This is a genomic window from Gordonia sesuvii (genome assembly GCF_036350415.1).
Lineage (GTDB): Bacteria > Actinomycetota > Actinomycetes > Mycobacteriales > Mycobacteriaceae > Gordonia > Gordonia sesuvii.
On record NZ_JAZDUF010000007.1, the window covers coordinates 250185 to 265530 of the forward strand.

The window sequence follows — 15346 nt, forward strand, 5'->3', positions numbered from 1 at the left end:
CGTCTCACCACCCGAACGTCACGGCACCACTCGGTAGCGCAACATCATGTCGTGGTCCTCGTGATCGAGGATGTGGCAGTGCCAGACGTACCCCTGGAGATCCTTGGTGACCATGCCGTGCACCGGCGTGGCCCCGGCATGGTGGTGGTGTCCGGATGGGGACGGGGCCACCGCGTGACCACCCGATGGCCGGGTCCACGTTTGCGTCGGGTCGGAGGAGAAGATCGCGTCCGGATCGAACCCGAGTTCGTCGGCGGTCGGGAACCGCACGACGATCGAGGTGACATGCCCACCGACGGCGTGCACCGTGTCCTTCCATCCGGCCTCCCACGCGGCCGGGCCGCGCATCGGTCCGGCGTAGAAGTCGCTCGGATCCGGCGCCCAGCGGGTTCCGATGGGCGGCTGTGGATTTGCCGCTTGATACTCGACGGTGCGCATCGGCCGGCGTCCCAGGATGCGGAACATGACGAGGTGCAGATGAATCGGATGCGGGTCCGGTGTGATGTTGATGATGTCCCATCGCTCCGTGGTGCCGGCGCGCGGCTTCTCGATCTGCGGATCGGCGTAGCGGAGGTTGTTCAGCGACATGATGGCCGGCGGGACGCGCAGTTCGTAAGGCTGCGACACACTGACCCGCCGGACCCGCTGTGGTGTCGCAATCGGCGGGATGCGGGCGGGTTGTCCCCGACCGCCCCGCAGCGTCGTCGGTACCGGATGCCGGTCACCGCGACCGGGGCCGGCGACGAACCGGCAGAACCGGGACATCGCGACCTCACCCAGCATGGCCGCCTGGAACGGCGGTGCCAGGTCGTTGCACAGTTCCACCGTCTCGCCTGGCGCCAGCGAGCTGAAATCGACGAGGAGGTCGAATCTCTCGGCCGGTGCTGCGGCGAACGACCGGGTTCGGACCGGTGCGTTGAGCAGACCGCCTTCGTTGCCGATCACCCAGAACGGCATGCGGTTGGAGAAGAACAGATTCCAGACCGAGAACGACGCCGCGTTGATCAGCCGGAACCGGTACAGCCCGCGATCGACCGTCATCGTCGGCCACACCTTGCCGTTGACCAGACCGCGGTCGCCGACTGCTCCACCCTCCCACATGCCTTGCGGCACAATCGGTGTCGAGCGCAATGACTGGTGTCCGTCCGCGCGGAAGATCTTCTCCTGCAGGATCAGCGGGATCTCGTATTCGCCGGCCGGCAGGCCCAGCGGATTGCCGGGCTTTCCGGTGTCATGGCCGTCGCGCAGGAAGTACATCCCGGCCAGGCCCGCGTAGACGTTGGCGCGCGTGATCGCCATCGCGTGGTCGTGATACCAGAGGTGGCCTGCTTCTTGGCGATTGGGGAACTCGAACAACGCGGTCCCGTGATGAGGCAGCATCAGGCGCTCCGGGTTGCCGTCGAACTCCGGCGGGGTGACGCCGCCATGCAGGTGCATGGAGGTGACCGGCTGGCGCCGATAGCGATCGGCCACTCCGTGCAGCGAGGTGTCCAGATCCGCGGCGAAGGTGTGCTCACCGAGTTCGCTGCGATAGTGCACGGTGGTCTGCTCCCCGACATGCGCCTCGATGGTGGGCCCCAGATAGGACTCGTCGTTGTAGGCCATCGCGGGCACCTTCGGCTGATCCCGGTGGAATCTGGTGCTGGTGCTGCGCGCGACGATCTCGATCGGCTGCGTCGGCGACGAGGTGATGATGCCCGGTACCGGCAGTTCGTCGACATACTTGCGCATGTCCGGCGAATGGAAGATGGTCGGCAGCTTGATCGCCGGCGGATCACCACCCGCCGACCCGGCACCGAGGCGCCCCGCCATCACACCCGAGGCGGCGACTGCCGCCGTCCCCCACAGGAATCGCCGACGATTCACGTTCTGGCCCACCCGGTTCCCCCTACTCGGCCACTTCGAGACCGGTGAACCATACCACCGGTATGGTGAGGCATGACCAGCTCCCGCCACACCAGACGACTCAGCGCCACCGACTGGGTGGACGCTGCGTTGATACTCGTCACCTCCGAAGGCGCGCAGGCGGTCACCATCGCCCGGCTGTGCACGACGCTGAACGTCACCAAGGGCAGCTTCTACTGGCACTTCACCGATCTCGACGCCCTGCGGAAGGCGATGGCGGTGCGCTGGCAGGGGATGAACCGCGCACGTGTCGCCGACCTCGAAGGTCTGTCCGAGCTACCGCCAGACGATCGGCTCGCCGCATTGTCAACGACGCTGATCAGCGACGATCACCTGGCGGTGGAGCGCGCCATCCGGGGTTGGGCGCGTAGCAACGACAGCATCGCGCACACGGTCCGCAGCATCGACGAGGAGATCTTCGACGCCGTCGGCGCCGCACTGCGAGAACTCCAGATGAGTCCGCGCGAGGCCCGCGTGCTGGCGGGCCTGCTGGTGTACGCCGGAATCGGCTACATCCACGGGCACGAGGGGCTACCCGCAATCTCGGCGCAGGACGTGCAGCACACTCTTCCCGGGCTGTTGTCGTTCACCGTCGGGCGGCCGCAGTCGAAGGACGCACCTTGACGGCACGCGGAGCATTGATGCGGACGATATAGAAAAACCCCTCCGATGCTGTTCGGAGGGGTTTTCTGGTGGAGCTAAGGGGACTCGAACCCCTGACCCCCACACTGCCAGTGTGGTGCGCTACCAGCTGCGCCATAGCCCCGTATCCTGTTGTTCACCCTCATCAAGGGCAAAGGGAAAACTACACCATCGCTGCGACTCCGACCAAATCCCCAGCAGACCGATCGCCCGCTGCCGGTTCCCCCGAGATCAGCCGTTGTCGGCCAGCAACGCGTCCAGCCACCCGGTGCCGTTCATGATCCCGTCCACCGGTTGACCCCCGGAGAGGACCGTCGGAGTGCCGACCTGGCCGCTGGCCTTCTCGAGTTGGGTACGCGACTGCTCCGCGGCTTCCTGCGCTTCGGCCACCTTCGCGCCGGTCGCCACACACTCCCGGGTCTGGGCGGAGGCTCCCTGGTCCGCCGCCAGCCGTGCCATGTCGGCGTTGCTCGGGTCGCTGTCGCCGCCTTCTTCGGGCTGGTTGTCGAACAACGCCGCGTGGAATCTCTCGAAGACCTCTTTGTCCTCGCCCGCCCCGACACACTGGGCTGCGCCCGCCGCGCGGGTGGAGTAGTCGCCGGAGGCCGACCTGTCATCGAGGAAGGTGAGCATGTGGTAGCGCACACGCAGCGAGCCGTTGTTGATGGCCTGCGTGATCGCCGTCCCGGACTGCTGTTCGAACTCGCGGCAGGCCGGACACATGAAGTCCTCGAAGACGTCGATCGTCTGCGGTGCGGACGGCTCCCCGATGATGAGCGCCGCGTTCTCGCTGAGCACCGCCTCGTCGACACCGCCGCCGGAGTCGTCGCGGCTGTTCCACAGCAGCCCGCCGACGACGAGAGCAACGACGATCAGTGCGGCGACGCCGCCGAGGATGTAGGTGGTGCGGCTCGACGTCGCGCGCGGCTGGTACTTCTCGCTCACCCTGCCGACTCTAATTCACCCGGAAAAGCGAACGTCTCGCAGTCGGGCGCGAACGCACTCAGACGAGCACCGAATCCACCAGTTCCTGCGCCTGGGCCTGCACGGTCGCGAGATGGTCGGCGCCCTTGAACGACTCGGCATAGATCTTGTAGACATCCTCGGTGCCCGATGGGCGTGCGGCGAACCACGCATTCTCCGTGGTCACCTTGAGACCGCCGATCGGCGCGCCGTTCCCCGGGGCCTCGGTGAGCACCGCGGTGATCGGCTCGCCCGCCAGCTCCGTCGCCTTGACCTGATCCGCGGAGAGCTTGCCGAGCAACGCCTTCTGCGCCCTCGACGCCGGCGCATCGATCCGGGCGTACGCACTCTCGCCGTACCGGTCGGCCAGCTCCCGATAGCGCTGCGACGGCGTCTTGCCGGTCTTCGCGAGCATCTCCGAGGCCAGCAACGCCAGGATGATGCCGTCCTTGTCGGTGGACCACGGCCGGCCGTCGAAGGTCAGGAACGACGCGCCCGCGCTCTCCTCCCCACCGAACGCGATGCTGCCGTCGAGCAGTCCGTCGACGAACCATTTGAAACCGACCGGCACCTCGAGCAACCGGCGATCGATGCCCGCGACGACCCGGTCGATCAGCGACGAACTGACAAGCGTCTTGCCCACGGCCGCCTGCGCCTGCCACCCCGGGCGGTGGGTGAACAGGTACTCGATCGCCACCGCCAGATAGTGATTCGGATTCATCAGCCCGCCGTCCGGGGTGACGATGCCGTGCCGATCGGAGTCCGCATCGTTGCCCGTGGCGATGTCGTAGCTGTCGCGTGCGGAGATCAGCGACGCCATCGCGTTCGGCGACGAACAGTCCATCCGGATCTTGCCGTCGGTGTCCAAGGTCATGAAGCGGAAGGTCGGATCGACCGTCGGGTTCACCACCGTGAGATTGGCCAGGTTGTAGCGGAACCCGACCTCCGCCCAGTAACCGACCGAGGCCCCGCCGAGCGGGTCGGCGCCGATGTGGATGCCGGCGTCACGGATCGCCGCCATGTCGACGACCTCGTGCAGGTGGTCGACATATGTTGCGGTGTAAGGAAAGTCACGGATGTACTCGCTGCGGCGCGCCTGTTCGAACGGAATTCGCTTGACGCCGTTCAACTTGTCCGCCAGCAGCTCGTTGGCTCGGCGAGCGACCACGCTGGTGATACTGGTGTCCGCCGGGCCGCCACTGGGCGGGTTGTATTTGAAGCCGCCGTCGCGAGGCGGGTTGTGGGACGGTGTCACGACGATGCCGTCGGCGAGCACACCGGGGTTGGCCTGGTTGAACCGCAGGATCGCGAAGCTCACCGCCGGGGTCGGCGTGAACTTCTCGTTCTCGGCGATGTAGACGGTGACCTCGTTGGCCGTGAGAACCTCGAGCGCGCTGCGCCAGGCGGGTTTCGAGAGGGCGTGGGTGTCGAAGCCGATGAACAGGGGCCCGGTGATACCGACGGACCGCCGATATTCGACGATCGCTTGGGTGGTGGCCAGGATGTGCGCCTCGTTGAACGCCCCATCGAGGCTGGACCCACGGTGACCGGACGTACCGAACAGCACTTGCTGCATCGGATCCTCGGGATCGGGCACCGTGTCGTAGTAGGCGCGCTCGACCGCAGCGACATCGATCAGATCCTCGGGGAGCGCGGGTGTTCCTGCTCTCGGATGTGCCATGAGCGCAATTCTGCCATCGGAACCAGTCCGAACGTCGGCAACGAACGAACCGATAGTGTGGGCACGAACGAGCCGAGTCGAGGAACTGCGAGTGAGTGGGCATGTTGAGACGCGCACCTGACCCGGTGGAACTGATCGTCCTGGTGTTGCCGGGTGGGACCGATCACAGTTATCAGCCCTTCAGCCCCCGGCAGCCCGCGGCACTGCGGATGTATCCGTTCACCTGGTCGCTACGCGCCCGCTTCGGCCGACGCGTCCTGGTCCGTCAGGTGAGGTATCGCGTCTACGGCTGGAACGGGGCACAGAACAGCCCGATCCCTTACGCCCGCAAGGCTCTCGATGACCTGTCTCGCGAACACCCGGGAGTTCCGGTCGTTCTCGTGGGCCACTCGATGGGTGGGCGCGTCGGTGCCCATCTGGCTGCCGATCCTCGTGTCGTCGGCCTCCTCGCGTTGGCACCGTGGTGGCAGCACGCCGATTGGCGGTTCATCCATGACGCCGTCCGCGTCGTCGCGATCCATGGCACCGCCGACCAGCGAACCCTCGCGCCTCGCACCGAGAAGGGGGTCCGCGAACTCGTCGAGCGTGGCGTCGACGCCACGTATGTGCCCGTGCCGAACGGTGGTCACGGCATGCTCGATCACATCGGCCTGTGGCAGCGGGCCGCGCTGGACTTCGTGGGGCGGGCACTGGCCGTCGTGCGCACACGCGAACGGCCCTGACCCGAGATCCGGGTCAGGGCCGTGTCGTGGAGCTGCCGGGAATTGAACCCGGGTCCTCCGTCGCTTCGGTAGGGCTTCTCCGTGTGCAGTCCGCTATGCCTCTACTCGGATCTCCCGGTCACGCGAACAAGCCGAGATGACGATCCCAGTCGCTGTTGGTTGTCCCGTTGCCGTCCGCGACCGACGACAGCGGTGAGCTCCCTGAGATGATGCCGGCGACCGGGCTGGGAGCAGACCCGGGCCGACAGACTAGCCGTCGCTGATCAGGCAGCGAGGGCGTAGTCGCGCTGATTCTTATCGGCGCTTAATTGGTTGCTACGACGCTTAACGGTGGTCTCTAGCCTGCACCGACACGCTTCCCCTACCTCGACGCACGCAGTCGAAACCGATCAGCCCCGAGGTGGCACCCGCCGACTTTCGACGAGCACTTCAGTCTAACAACGTCCGCAACTCGTTTCATCCCGGTCCGGATCGCCCACCGCTGTGCGGCTTCCCGACCGCAGCCGATCCCAGCCGATCCCGACATCACGCGATCTGCAGCAGCACGGTGTCGTTCACGCCGACGTCGACGGTGATCTCGCCTGCCTCGGCCTGATAGCGGCGGCCGGTCCACGCGTCGATCGCGCTCACGGTGACGTCGCCGACCAGTCCCAGGCTGCTGAGCGACACCGACATCGGACGCGGGTGGTCGTCGCGGTTGGTCAACGACACCACGAGGCCCTTCTCCCCGATGGCGCGCGCCCAGATCTCCGCGTCGTCGTCGACGGGAGCACCCGCACTGACCCGCTCGTCCTGATCGATCGCGATGACGGCGCGGTTGCGGAGCAGGTCGAGGGTCTGCGTCGACATCCTGGTCAGGTCGTTTCCGGCGATCAGCGGGGCCGCCATCATCGCCCACATCGACATCTGGGTCCGCTGCTGGGCGAGCGTGAGGCCGGGGTTGCCGTCGACGCCGACAACGAGCATGTCCGGATCGTTGAACGCCGACGGCCCTACCCGCGCTGCCAACGCTTGGGCGGCGTCGACGATGTCGATGACGCCCTGCGGACCCGAGGAGTCGGCGTTGGTGGACCACACCGGTGCGATGTCGTTGGTGATCCGGGTCATCGTCGCCACGCCACCCCAGTCGAACTCGGCGCCGGGGACCATATCGGCGACACCGCTGTTGGGGTTGATGCTGTAGACGATCGGGCGGCCGGTGTCCCGGATCGCGTCGCGCATCGCGGTGAATGCCGTGACCTGCTCGCCATGATCGGAATCGCTTGAACACCAGTCGTACTTGAGATAGTCGACCTGCCAATCGGCGAACGTCCGCGCATCCTGTTCCTCATGGCCGCGGCTCCCGGTCGACCCAGGGTAGGTACCGAGGAGCTGCGTGCACGTCTGGTCACTCGCCCCGGAGTACAGGCCGAACTTCAGGCCCCGCTCGTGCAGGTATTGCCCGAGAGCCGCCATACCGGAGGGGAATCGACTCGGCTCGGCCTGCAACGACCCGTCAGCGGCGCGTAGCGGCGCCGCCCAGCAGTCGTCGACGATCACGTGGCGGTATCCGGCATCGCGCAGGCCGGTGGCCACCAGTGCATCGGCCTGTTCGCGGACGATCTGTTCGGTGATGTTGCAGCCGAAGGTGTTCCAACTGTTCCAGCCCATCGGGGGCACCGCGGGCAGACCCTCGATCGCGACCCCGTCGCCCCCGATCCGCCCCTCCGGGTCGGGCGTACACGCCACGACACCGAGGAACGCCAGCATCATCGCGGCGACGGCGAGGAGCCCACGATCACGTTGTCGGTGCACCGGCTCACATCCCCTTGACGCGCCGACCCATCTCGCGCTCGACCTCGCGTTGCGCGGTGCGTCGTGCGATGTCCTGGCGCTTGTCGTGTGCTTGCTTGCCGCGGGCGAGAGCCAGTTCGACCTTCACCTTGCCGTCGTTGAAGTACAGCGACAACGGAACCAGGGTCAGATTGCCGTCGCGGATCTTGCCGATGAGGTTGTCGATCTCACGCCGGTGCAGCAACAGCTTTCGGTTGCGGCGCGGCGCGTGGTTGGTCCACGATCCGCTTCCGTATTCGGGGATGTGCACTGCACGCAGCCAGATCTCGCCGTCGTCGACCGTTGCGAACGCATCCGCGAGCGAAGCCTTGCCCTCGCGCAGGCTCTTCACCTCAGTGCCCAACAAGGCGATCCCGGCCTCGAAGGTGTCGAGGATGGCGTAGTTGTGCCGCGCCTTGCGGTTGGTCGCGATGACGTTGCGACCCTTCTCCTTCACCATGTTCCCACCTCCTTGTCCGGCATTCCTCGTGAGTCTGCCTGTCGTGAATCCGCCTGTTGTGAACGCGTGCGGCTACTCGCGAACATAGACCCGCAGCGTCACATATGCGGTGATCCCTGACAACAGAATTCCGCCCAGGATGAGCCACGGCGACACGAACAACACGTCGGAGACGCCGATGCGGGCGAGAATGTTCACACCGTACAGATCACGCAGGGCGTTGTCGAAGAAGAAGACCTTGGCCGCGAACAACCCACCGATGGCCAGGAAGGCGCCGACGAGGGCTGCCACCACCGCCTCGACGAGGAACGGTAATTGCGTGTACCACCGGGTGGCGCCCACGAGCCGCATGATCGACACCTCGGTCCGCCGGGTGAACGCCGCGACCTGGACCGTGTTCACGATCAACAGGATCGCGGCGACCGCCAACACCAGTGCCACCGCGAACGCCGCGTTGCGGGTTCCGTCGAGCACGCTGAAGATGCGCTGGACCAGTTCACGCTGGTCGAGCACGCCGTCGACCCCACGGTCGCGCGCTCCCGAATACTTGTCGAGCACCGGGCCGAACTGAGTCGGATCGGACATGCGGACCTTCAGCGACGCCGGGATGGTGCCCTCCCGGATGTTGTCGGCGATGTCCGGGTTGTCCTTGAACGTCTGCTTGGCCGCCTCGAACGCCTCCTCACGGTCGATGAACGTCACCGACCCGACGCCCGGCTCGTTCTCGATGTCGGCCCGTAGTTCCGCGCACGGCGATTCCTGACAGTTCGGGTCGGCGTCCGAGACCGCGTCGTTGATGAAGAACTGCATCTCGACCCGGTCGAGGAAGATCTGCTGGCTCTTGTCGGCCATCTGGATCACCAACAGGCCGCCGCCGAACATGCCGAGGGTGATCGCCGTGGTCAGCACCATGGCGACGGTCATGGTCACGTTGCGGCGGAAACCGTTGAGGACCTCGCTGATGATGAAGTTCGCTCGCATGGGTTGTGCGCAGTCCTAACAGAAGTCGAGGGCGGAAGCGTGGCGCGGGAGGCGACGCCTCGCGGTCGGTCTCGTGCGTGGTGGCGTCGGCGGTCAGCCGATGCCGTAGACCCCTTGCGGGTCGTTGCGGACCAGTCGGCCGTTGTCGAACTCGAGGACGCGACGTCGCATCGCGTCGACGATGTGGCGGTCATGGGTGGCCATGACGACCGTCGTGCCGCGGCGGTTGACCCGATCGAGGACGTCGACGATCTCCTCGCTGGTCTCCGGATCGAGGTTGCCGGTCGGTTCGTCGGCGAGCAGCACCAGCGGCCGGTTGACGATCGCCCGTGCGATCGCGACCCGCTGCATCTCACCGCCGGACAACTCGTACGGCATACGGTCGGCCTTGCCGGACAGACCGACATAGTCGAGCACCTCGGGCACGATGCGCCGGATCGTCGACGGCGACTTGCCGATGACCTCCAACGCGAACGCGACGTTGTCGGCGACCGACTTCTGCTGCAGCAGACGGAAGTCCTGGAACACACAGCCGATCGACTGGCGCAGCTTCGGAACCGTGCGGCCCTTGAGCGTGTTGACGTGGTACTCCCCCACGTACACCTCACCCGATGTGGGTTTGTCCTCTTTGAGCAGCAGACGGAAGAAGGTGGACTTCCCGGAGCCGGACGGACCGATCAGGAACGCGAACTCTCCTTTGTCGACCTCCAGGCTGAGGTCGGCCAGGGCAGGCCGGCTCGACGCCTTGTACTGCATCGTGACGTTCTCCAGCTTGATCACGAGATGCCAGTGTAGCCACGGGCGCTGAGACGATCGCTCAGGTTCCGGGGCGGGGTGTCCCGCCTGGTCAGCGCTCGGGAACCGTGGTGGTCTCCTGATTGCCACCGAAATTCGGGAACGGAAGCTGCGGTAGCTGCGGCCCGGTCGTCTCCGTCGTCGTCTGTTCCTGGCCGGTGTCGCCGGTCTGCGGTTCACCGTCGGTCCCGGTCTGCACCGTGTCGGTCGTGGTGGTGGTCGTGGAGGTGACCGATGTGCTCGACGGGGTGGAAGTCCAGCTGGGCTCGGTGGTCGTCGACTGGGTGGTCCGCGGCGCCGGCGCGGCCGGCGGTTCGACGACGCCGTAACGCTGCGAGGTGTACCCGTAGAGGGTCACCGAGCCGAGGAATGCGATGACGAGTACGGCGGTACTGGTGCGGATGCGGGTCTTGTAGACGTGGCCCCAGTCGCGGAAGCGTTCCGGGATGATCGGCTTGCGTTCCTCCGGCTCGGTCGACTTCTCGCCGGTGTTCCGGTCGGCGGCGCCCGCCTCCCGCGCGGCCACAGTGTCCGGTTTGCGATCGATCTTCAGCTCCTGGGTCGGCGTGTCGTCGGCGGGAGTCTCATCGCCGGGGGTGCCGTCGGTGCTGTGTTTGGGGGCCATCAGGAATCACGCGCCTTTCCGGCCTCGTCGGCGAGCGTCGCGGGCGGGCCGCCACCCGCGTCCACCTCACGTCCCGGCGCCACGGTGATGCCCTCGCGGGCCAGCGCGCGCACGATCTCGATGCGCAATGCGCGACTCACGTCGAACTGTTTGCCGGGCAGGGTTCGGGCGACCATCCGCACGGTGATCGAATCGAGTTCGAGGTCGATGACACCGAGCGGAGACGGCGAGTCGAGCAGCAGGGCGTGCCAACGTTTCTGCTCGTAGAACTCGTCGCCGATCCGGTCGAGCGTCTCGTTGACGAGCGCGATGTCTGCGTCGGCGGGCACCGGTACGTCCACGACGGCGCGCGCCCAGTCCTTGGACAGGTTGGTGGCCTTGATGATCTGCCCGTTGGGCACGGTGATCACCTCGCCCTCGCCGGTGCGGAGTTTGGTCATCCGCAGCGTCACGTCCTCGACGGTGCCCTCCGCCGTACCGTTCGCGGTCGTCGTCAGGTTGACCACGTCGCCGTACCCGTACTGCTTCTCGGCCACCACGAAGAACCCGGCCAGGATGTCCTGCACCACCCGTTGCGCACCGAAACCGAGGGCGGCACCGAGCACCGCGCCCGGACCGGCGAGCCCGGTGACGGGTACGCCCAGGATGAGGGCGATCCGGACGATGACGATGATCGCCACGATCACGATCAGCGTCCACGCGACCACATCGACCAGCGCACGGCGATGTTTGGCGTCCTCGGTCTGAACGATCAGATCGCTGGAGTCGAACTGGGTCTTGAGCCGTGCGGCGTACCCGTCGGCGCCCCATCGGATGAACCTGATGATGAGCAGGCCGGCGAGAATCCAGATCAGGATCTCCAGGCCGTTAGTGGCGAGCCAGACGTAGAAGCGTCCGAGCACAGATTGGGTCGCGCCGGGCGCGAAGGCGAGCGACGTCATGGTCGGTCCCATGTCAGGCGTCTGCAGCGGCCATACGCCAGCGAATGCCGGCCTCGATGAACTTGTCGATCTCACCGTCGAGGATCGAGCTGGGATTGTTGTCCTCGACGTTGGTGCGCAGGTCCTTGACCATCTGGTACGGGTGCAGCACGTAGGAACGCATCTGGTTGCCCCAGCTCGAGCCGCCGTCGCCCTTGAGGGCGTCGAGCTCGGCGCGTTCTTCCTGACGTTTGCGTTCGAGCAGCTTGGCCTGCAGGACGCGCATCGCGGCCGCCTTGTTCTGCAGCTGGCTCTTCTCGTTCTGGCAGGTCACTACGATGCCGGTCGGCATATGGGTCAATCGAACCGCGGAATCGGTGGTGTTGACCGACTGACCACCCGGACCCGACGAGCGATAGACGTCGACCTTGACCTCGTTCTCGTCGACCTCGATGTGGTCGGTCGTCTCGACCACCGGGAGGATCTCCACCTCGGCGAACGACGTCTGACGGCGACCCTGGTTGTCGAACGGGCTGATCCGCACCAGCCGGTGGGTGCCTTGCTCGACCGACAGCGTCCCGTACATGTAGGGGGCCTTGACGGCGAAGGTCGCGCTCTTGATCCCGGCCTCTTCGGCGTAGGAGGTGTCGTAGACCTCGACGCCGTACTTGTGCTTCTCGGCCCACCGGATGTACATCCGCATCAGCATCTGCGCCCAGTCGGCGGCGTCGACCCCACCCGCACCCGAGCGGATGTTGACGAGCGCATCGCGCTGGTCGTATTCGCCGGCGAGCATCGTCTTGACCTCCATGGCCTCGACGTCGGCCTTCAGCGAGGCCCGCTCGGAGTCCGCATCGGCGAGCGCGGCCGTCCGGTCGTCGCCCTCTTCCGCATCGGCCAGTTCGTAATGCACCGGCAGATCGTCGAGACGCTGGCGGAGTTCGGACACGCGACGGAACTCGGTCTGTGCGTGCGACAACTCGCTGGTCACCTGCTGAGCGTGATCCTGGTCGTTCCACAGATCCGGATCGGAGGCCTGCATCTCCAGTTCCTCGATCCGACGACGCAACTCATCGAGGTCGAGCACCTTCTCGACCGTGGTCAAGGTGGCGCCGATGGATTCGAGATCTGCTGCTACGTCGGGATGCACGGTAATCAAGCCTACCGCCGCGAAACGCCGCAGGCCTCCCCGCCCGATGTTCGGGCACAAACCCTCAGGCGGGCGGCACCTGACCGGGCGGCACGGTCGGATCCGCCGGAGGCAGCTCGCCGAATCGCCACGACGACGTCGCCTTGCCCGGCTTGTAGACAACCGGCAGGTCCGCGCCGATCTGCGGCCACGGATCCAGGTCGCCGAGGATCAGCGTGCCGTACACCTCCGCCGGGTCGGTCTGCGGTCCGACGATGGTGCCGGACACGGTGCAGAACCGCTCCCCCTTGGCGTCGCCTTGTTCCGGGCGTTCACTCACGCCGGTCACCGTGAAGGTCCCCTGCACGAACTGGGCCGCGCGGGAACCGCTCAGCGGACGTGGATTGCGACCACGTTGCCATTGGACGATGAACGCGACGACAGCTGCCGCAAGGATGACGGTGAAACCGATCGCGAGCAGATCCATGACGGTCAGCGTACCGGTCGGTCTGGGGCAAATCGGACGTTCGCCGACGCGTCCGCGTCATCATCGCCCGTCATCACAGTCGACCGAACGGCGGTGGCCTAACCTACCGGCATGCCTCCCGACAGCGCCGCAGGCCGTAGCGAGCCGTACGCCATCACCGATGATCTCGAATTGGCGTTGTCGCTCGCCGACTCGGCCGATGCGTTGACCATGGAGCGGTTCCTGGCCGTCGACCTCCGGGTGGACGACAAACCGGACCTGACACCTGTGTCCGATGCCGACCTGGCGTGCGAGACCAAGGTGCGGCAACGACTCGCGGCTCGTCGGGCCGACGACGCGGTACTGGGCGAGGAGTTCGGCGGCGACGCGGTGCTCACCGGCCGGCAGTGGGTGGTGGACCCGATCGACGGCACCAAGAACTTCGTCCGGGGTGTGCCGGTCTGGGCCACCCTCATCGCCCTTCTGGTCGACGGCACGCCGAGGGTTGGCGTGGTCTCCGCCCCGGCGCTGCGTCGCCGGTGGTGGGCCGCCGCAGGCCACGGCGCATTCGCCGTGTTCGACGGCGAGGAGTTCCCCCGACGACTGGGTGTGTCCGGCGTCGCCGACGTCTCGTCGGCAAGCCTGGCGTTCTCCAGCCTGTCCGGGTGGCGTGATCGCGGAGTCCGCGACGAGTTCATCGGGCTGTCGGACGCGGTGTGGCGGGTCCGCGGGTACGGCGACTTCTACAACTACTGCCTCGTCGCCGAGGGCGCGGTCGACATCGCGGCCGAACCCGAGGTGTCGCTGTGGGACCTGGCGGCGCTCGACATCATCGTGCGGGAAGCGGGTGGACGGTTCACCGCCCTCGACGGCGCCGACGGCCCGGCGGGCGGGAGCGCGGTCGCCACCAATGGACTACTGCACGACGCGGTCCTCGACGCCCTCTCCCCGACCGCCCCCTGACGCCCGCCCCACGCCGACGCACGGACGGCGTTCGTCCGCGTCACCTCGGGGGTGGTGTCAGACCTCGGTTGCGGATTCCTTGTCCAACACCATGAAGTCGGTGGCGGGCGCCTTCATGTCGGCCAGCCGTCCGTAGTGCACGCCGGACCCGGCGTCGGACAGGATCGCCTGATGGATGGGGACCGCGATGCGCGGTGCCATGGCACGCAGGTAGTCGACGGATTCGCTGAGCTTCATCCAGGGCGCGGCTGACGGGAGGGCGAGGACGTCGATCTTCTCGAACGGGATGTAGAACGAGTCGCCCGGATGCATGAACCGTCCGGTCATCGACTTGGTGTCCAGCACGTAGGCGACATTGTCGATGACCGGGATCTCCGGATGGATCACCGCGTGCCGGCCCCCGGTGAATCGCGCGGTGACCGCCCCGATCTGGGCGTGCGACCCGGCATTGGCGGTCGTCCAGGGACCCGCGATGTCGTCGCCGTTGAGCTGTGCCGCGGTCTGCGGGTCGGCGTAGCGCATCGCCTGCGGATTGGCCGCGACGAGATCGGGCAGTCGTCCGGTGTCGCAGTGGTCGGGATGCTGATGGGTGATGAGAATCGCGTCGAGGTCGGTGACGCCCTCGAATCCGTGCGAGAAGCTGCCGGGGTCGAAGAGGATTCTGGTGCCGTCGATCTCCACCAGGACGCAGGAGTGACCGAAGTGTGTGATCTGCATATGCCCACTCTGCTATCCATCGGCGCCCGCGTCACGTCTCGGACCGGCTCCGTGTCGTCGCGGCACCCTTGTCGTGCGCGGTTCAGGTGATGGCCGGGAACCAGCCCCAGCCGAATCCGGCATCGGCGAGGCGCACCATGCCGTACGCCGCCCACACCCCGACGACCACGAGCATCGGGCGACTCGTCAGTACCGCACGAACCCGATCCAACGCCGACCCGCCGGTGGCCGCCGACCACAGGGCGCACACGGTCACCACGATGGCCACCACCAGGAACACCGGGCCGAACACATTGAAGGACACCGCCGCCTCGACGTCGGCATGCCCGAGGGCCACCCAGCTGCGCGTCAATCCGCAGGCCGGGCACGGCAGTCCGGTCATCCGAGCGAACGGGCACAGCTCCGGGCCGTCACCGACGACGTCGGGGCGCACCACGACGGCCGCGGCGAGCGCGGCCAGACCCGCCGCGCCGAGGGCCGCCGCGGTCACCCGGGAGCCGGCATCGATCCGTCGATACGCGGCCGCGGACGACGCGGCGGAACGGCGGTCGACGATCACCCGACC

General features: G+C 66.8%; 16 protein-coding genes, 1 tRNA gene and 1 other RNA gene. 3 read left to right on the forward strand and 15 right to left on the reverse strand.

The genetic code is table 11. The features are described 5' to 3' along the window. Positions 1 to 18: 18 nt before the first annotated feature. Complete coding sequence (locus VZC37_RS21185) at positions 19 to 1878, reverse strand: multicopper oxidase family protein (RefSeq protein ID WP_330435449.1); 1860 nt, start codon at positions 1876 to 1878, stop codon at positions 19 to 21. A gap of 60 nt (positions 1879 to 1938) precedes the next feature. Here VZC37_RS21185 and VZC37_RS21190 point away from each other — a divergent pair, with 60 nt between their 5' ends. After that, positions 1939 to 2529, forward strand: a complete 591-nt coding sequence (locus VZC37_RS21190) for a TetR/AcrR family transcriptional regulator (RefSeq protein WP_330435451.1) — start codon at positions 1939 to 1941, stop codon at positions 2527 to 2529. A gap of 66 nt (positions 2530 to 2595) precedes the next feature. Here the strand turns inward: VZC37_RS21190 and VZC37_RS21195 are convergent. The 3 genes from VZC37_RS21195 to pgm all read right to left on the reverse strand — a co-directional run bounded on the left by VZC37_RS21195 (position 2596) and on the right by pgm (position 5191). Beyond that, positions 2596 to 2671: transfer RNA gene (locus VZC37_RS21195), tRNA-Ala, on the reverse strand. Positions 2672 to 2778: 107 nt separating this feature from the next. Further along, on the reverse strand, positions 2779 to 3492 hold the full coding sequence (locus tag VZC37_RS21200; protein ID WP_330435452.1) for a DsbA family protein: 714 nt from the start codon (positions 3490 to 3492) through the stop codon (positions 2779 to 2781). Between the two features lie 58 nt (positions 3493 to 3550). Then, a complete protein-coding gene (gene pgm, locus VZC37_RS21205; RefSeq protein WP_330435453.1) occupies positions 3551 to 5191 on the reverse strand; it encodes a phosphoglucomutase (alpha-D-glucose-1,6-bisphosphate-dependent) in 1641 nt (546 codons plus the stop codon). Between the two features lie 101 nt (positions 5192 to 5292). Here pgm and VZC37_RS21210 point away from each other — a divergent pair, with 101 nt between their 5' ends. Continuing rightward, positions 5293 to 5913, forward strand: coding sequence for an alpha/beta hydrolase (locus VZC37_RS21210; RefSeq protein WP_330435456.1), 621 nt, complete (start codon positions 5293 to 5295; stop codon positions 5911 to 5913). A 24-nt stretch (positions 5914 to 5937) separates the two neighbouring features. Here VZC37_RS21210 and ssrA read toward each other — a convergent pair. The 9 genes from ssrA to VZC37_RS21255 form a co-directional block, all read right to left on the reverse strand. Then, positions 5938 to 6310, reverse strand: a transfer-messenger RNA (tmRNA) gene (gene ssrA / locus VZC37_RS21215). A gap of 128 nt (positions 6311 to 6438) precedes the next feature. Next, positions 6439 to 7665: a glycoside hydrolase family 27 protein gene (locus VZC37_RS21220; RefSeq protein WP_330435569.1), complete on the reverse strand. Its 1227-nt coding sequence runs from the start codon at positions 7663 to 7665 to the stop codon at positions 6439 to 6441. Between the two features lie 46 nt (positions 7666 to 7711). Continuing rightward, positions 7712 to 8185, reverse strand: a complete 474-nt coding sequence (smpB, locus tag VZC37_RS21225; RefSeq protein WP_330435458.1) for an SsrA-binding protein SmpB — start codon at positions 8183 to 8185, stop codon at positions 7712 to 7714. A 72-nt stretch (positions 8186 to 8257) separates the two neighbouring features. Then, on the reverse strand, positions 8258 to 9166 hold the full coding sequence (gene ftsX / locus VZC37_RS21230) for a permease-like cell division protein FtsX (RefSeq protein ID WP_330435460.1): 909 nt from the start codon (positions 9164 to 9166) through the stop codon (positions 8258 to 8260). Between the two features lie 93 nt (positions 9167 to 9259). Beyond that, positions 9260 to 9946 (reverse strand): cell division ATP-binding protein FtsE, encoded by a 687-nt coding sequence (gene ftsE / locus VZC37_RS21235; RefSeq protein WP_330435462.1) that lies wholly within the window; start codon positions 9944 to 9946, stop codon positions 9260 to 9262. A gap of 67 nt (positions 9947 to 10013) precedes the next feature. Further along, positions 10014 to 10586, reverse strand: a complete 573-nt coding sequence (locus VZC37_RS21240; protein ID WP_330435464.1) for an Rv3103c transmembrane domain-containing protein — start codon at positions 10584 to 10586, stop codon at positions 10014 to 10016. Continuing rightward, on the reverse strand, positions 10586 to 11527 hold the full coding sequence (locus VZC37_RS21245; protein WP_330435465.1) for a mechanosensitive ion channel family protein: 942 nt from the start codon (positions 11525 to 11527) through the stop codon (positions 10586 to 10588). The genes VZC37_RS21240 and VZC37_RS21245 overlap by 1 nt, the downstream gene beginning before the upstream one ends. Before the next feature lie 13 nt (positions 11528 to 11540). After that, positions 11541 to 12656: a peptide chain release factor 2 gene (prfB, locus tag VZC37_RS21250; RefSeq protein WP_330435466.1), complete on the reverse strand. Its 1116-nt coding sequence runs from the start codon at positions 12654 to 12656 to the stop codon at positions 11541 to 11543. Positions 12657 to 12720: 64 nt separating this feature from the next. Further along, complete coding sequence (locus VZC37_RS21255) at positions 12721 to 13122, reverse strand: hypothetical protein (RefSeq protein ID WP_330435468.1); 402 nt, start codon at positions 13120 to 13122, stop codon at positions 12721 to 12723. A gap of 111 nt (positions 13123 to 13233) precedes the next feature. Between VZC37_RS21255 and hisN the strand changes: the two genes are divergently transcribed. Beyond that, positions 13234 to 14064 carry a histidinol-phosphatase gene (gene hisN / locus VZC37_RS21260; protein ID WP_330435470.1) on the forward strand — a complete coding sequence of 277 codons (831 nt, stop codon included), beginning with the start codon at positions 13234 to 13236 and terminating at the stop codon, positions 14062 to 14064. A 57-nt stretch (positions 14065 to 14121) separates the two neighbouring features. On the opposite strand, the gene VZC37_RS21265 is transcribed toward hisN, so the two are convergent. Then, complete coding sequence (locus VZC37_RS21265; protein WP_330435472.1) at positions 14122 to 14781, reverse strand: MBL fold metallo-hydrolase; 660 nt, start codon at positions 14779 to 14781, stop codon at positions 14122 to 14124. Between the two features lie 82 nt (positions 14782 to 14863). Beyond that, positions 14864 to 15340, reverse strand: a complete 477-nt coding sequence (locus VZC37_RS21270; protein ID WP_330435473.1) for a DUF2752 domain-containing protein — start codon at positions 15338 to 15340, stop codon at positions 14864 to 14866. Positions 15341 to 15346 lie beyond the last annotated feature (6 nt).

Excerpts from the sequence above, each read along its gene's own strand:
- VZC37_RS21190 (WP_330435451.1), top strand. The coding sequence starts at position 1,939 with ATGACCAGCTCCCGCCACACCAGACGACTCAGCGCCACCGACTGGGTG.
- pgm (WP_330435453.1), bottom strand. The coding sequence starts at position 5,191 with ATGGCACATCCGAGAGCAGGAACACCCGCGCTCCCCGAGGATCTGATC.
- VZC37_RS21210 (WP_330435456.1), top strand. The coding sequence starts at position 5,293 with ATGTTGAGACGCGCACCTGACCCGGTGGAACTGATCGTCCTGGTGTTG.
- VZC37_RS21220 (WP_330435569.1), bottom strand. The coding sequence starts at position 7,665 with ATGATGCTGGCGTTCCTCGGTGTCGTGGCGTGTACGCCCGACCCGGAG.
- smpB (WP_330435458.1), bottom strand. The coding sequence starts at position 8,185 with ATGGTGAAGGAGAAGGGTCGCAACGTCATCGCGACCAACCGCAAGGCG.
- ftsX (WP_330435460.1), bottom strand. The coding sequence starts at position 9,166 with ATGCGAGCGAACTTCATCATCAGCGAGGTCCTCAACGGTTTCCGCCGC.
- VZC37_RS21240 (WP_330435464.1), bottom strand. The coding sequence starts at position 10,586 with ATGGCCCCCAAACACAGCACCGACGGCACCCCCGGCGATGAGACTCCC.
- VZC37_RS21245 (WP_330435465.1), bottom strand. The coding sequence starts at position 11,527 with ATGACGTCGCTCGCCTTCGCGCCCGGCGCGACCCAATCTGTGCTCGGA.
- VZC37_RS21255 (WP_330435468.1), bottom strand. The coding sequence starts at position 13,122 with ATGGATCTGCTCGCGATCGGTTTCACCGTCATCCTTGCGGCAGCTGTC.
- hisN (WP_330435470.1), top strand. The coding sequence starts at position 13,234 with ATGCCTCCCGACAGCGCCGCAGGCCGTAGCGAGCCGTACGCCATCACC.
- VZC37_RS21265 (WP_330435472.1), bottom strand. The coding sequence starts at position 14,781 with ATGCAGATCACACACTTCGGTCACTCCTGCGTCCTGGTGGAGATCGAC.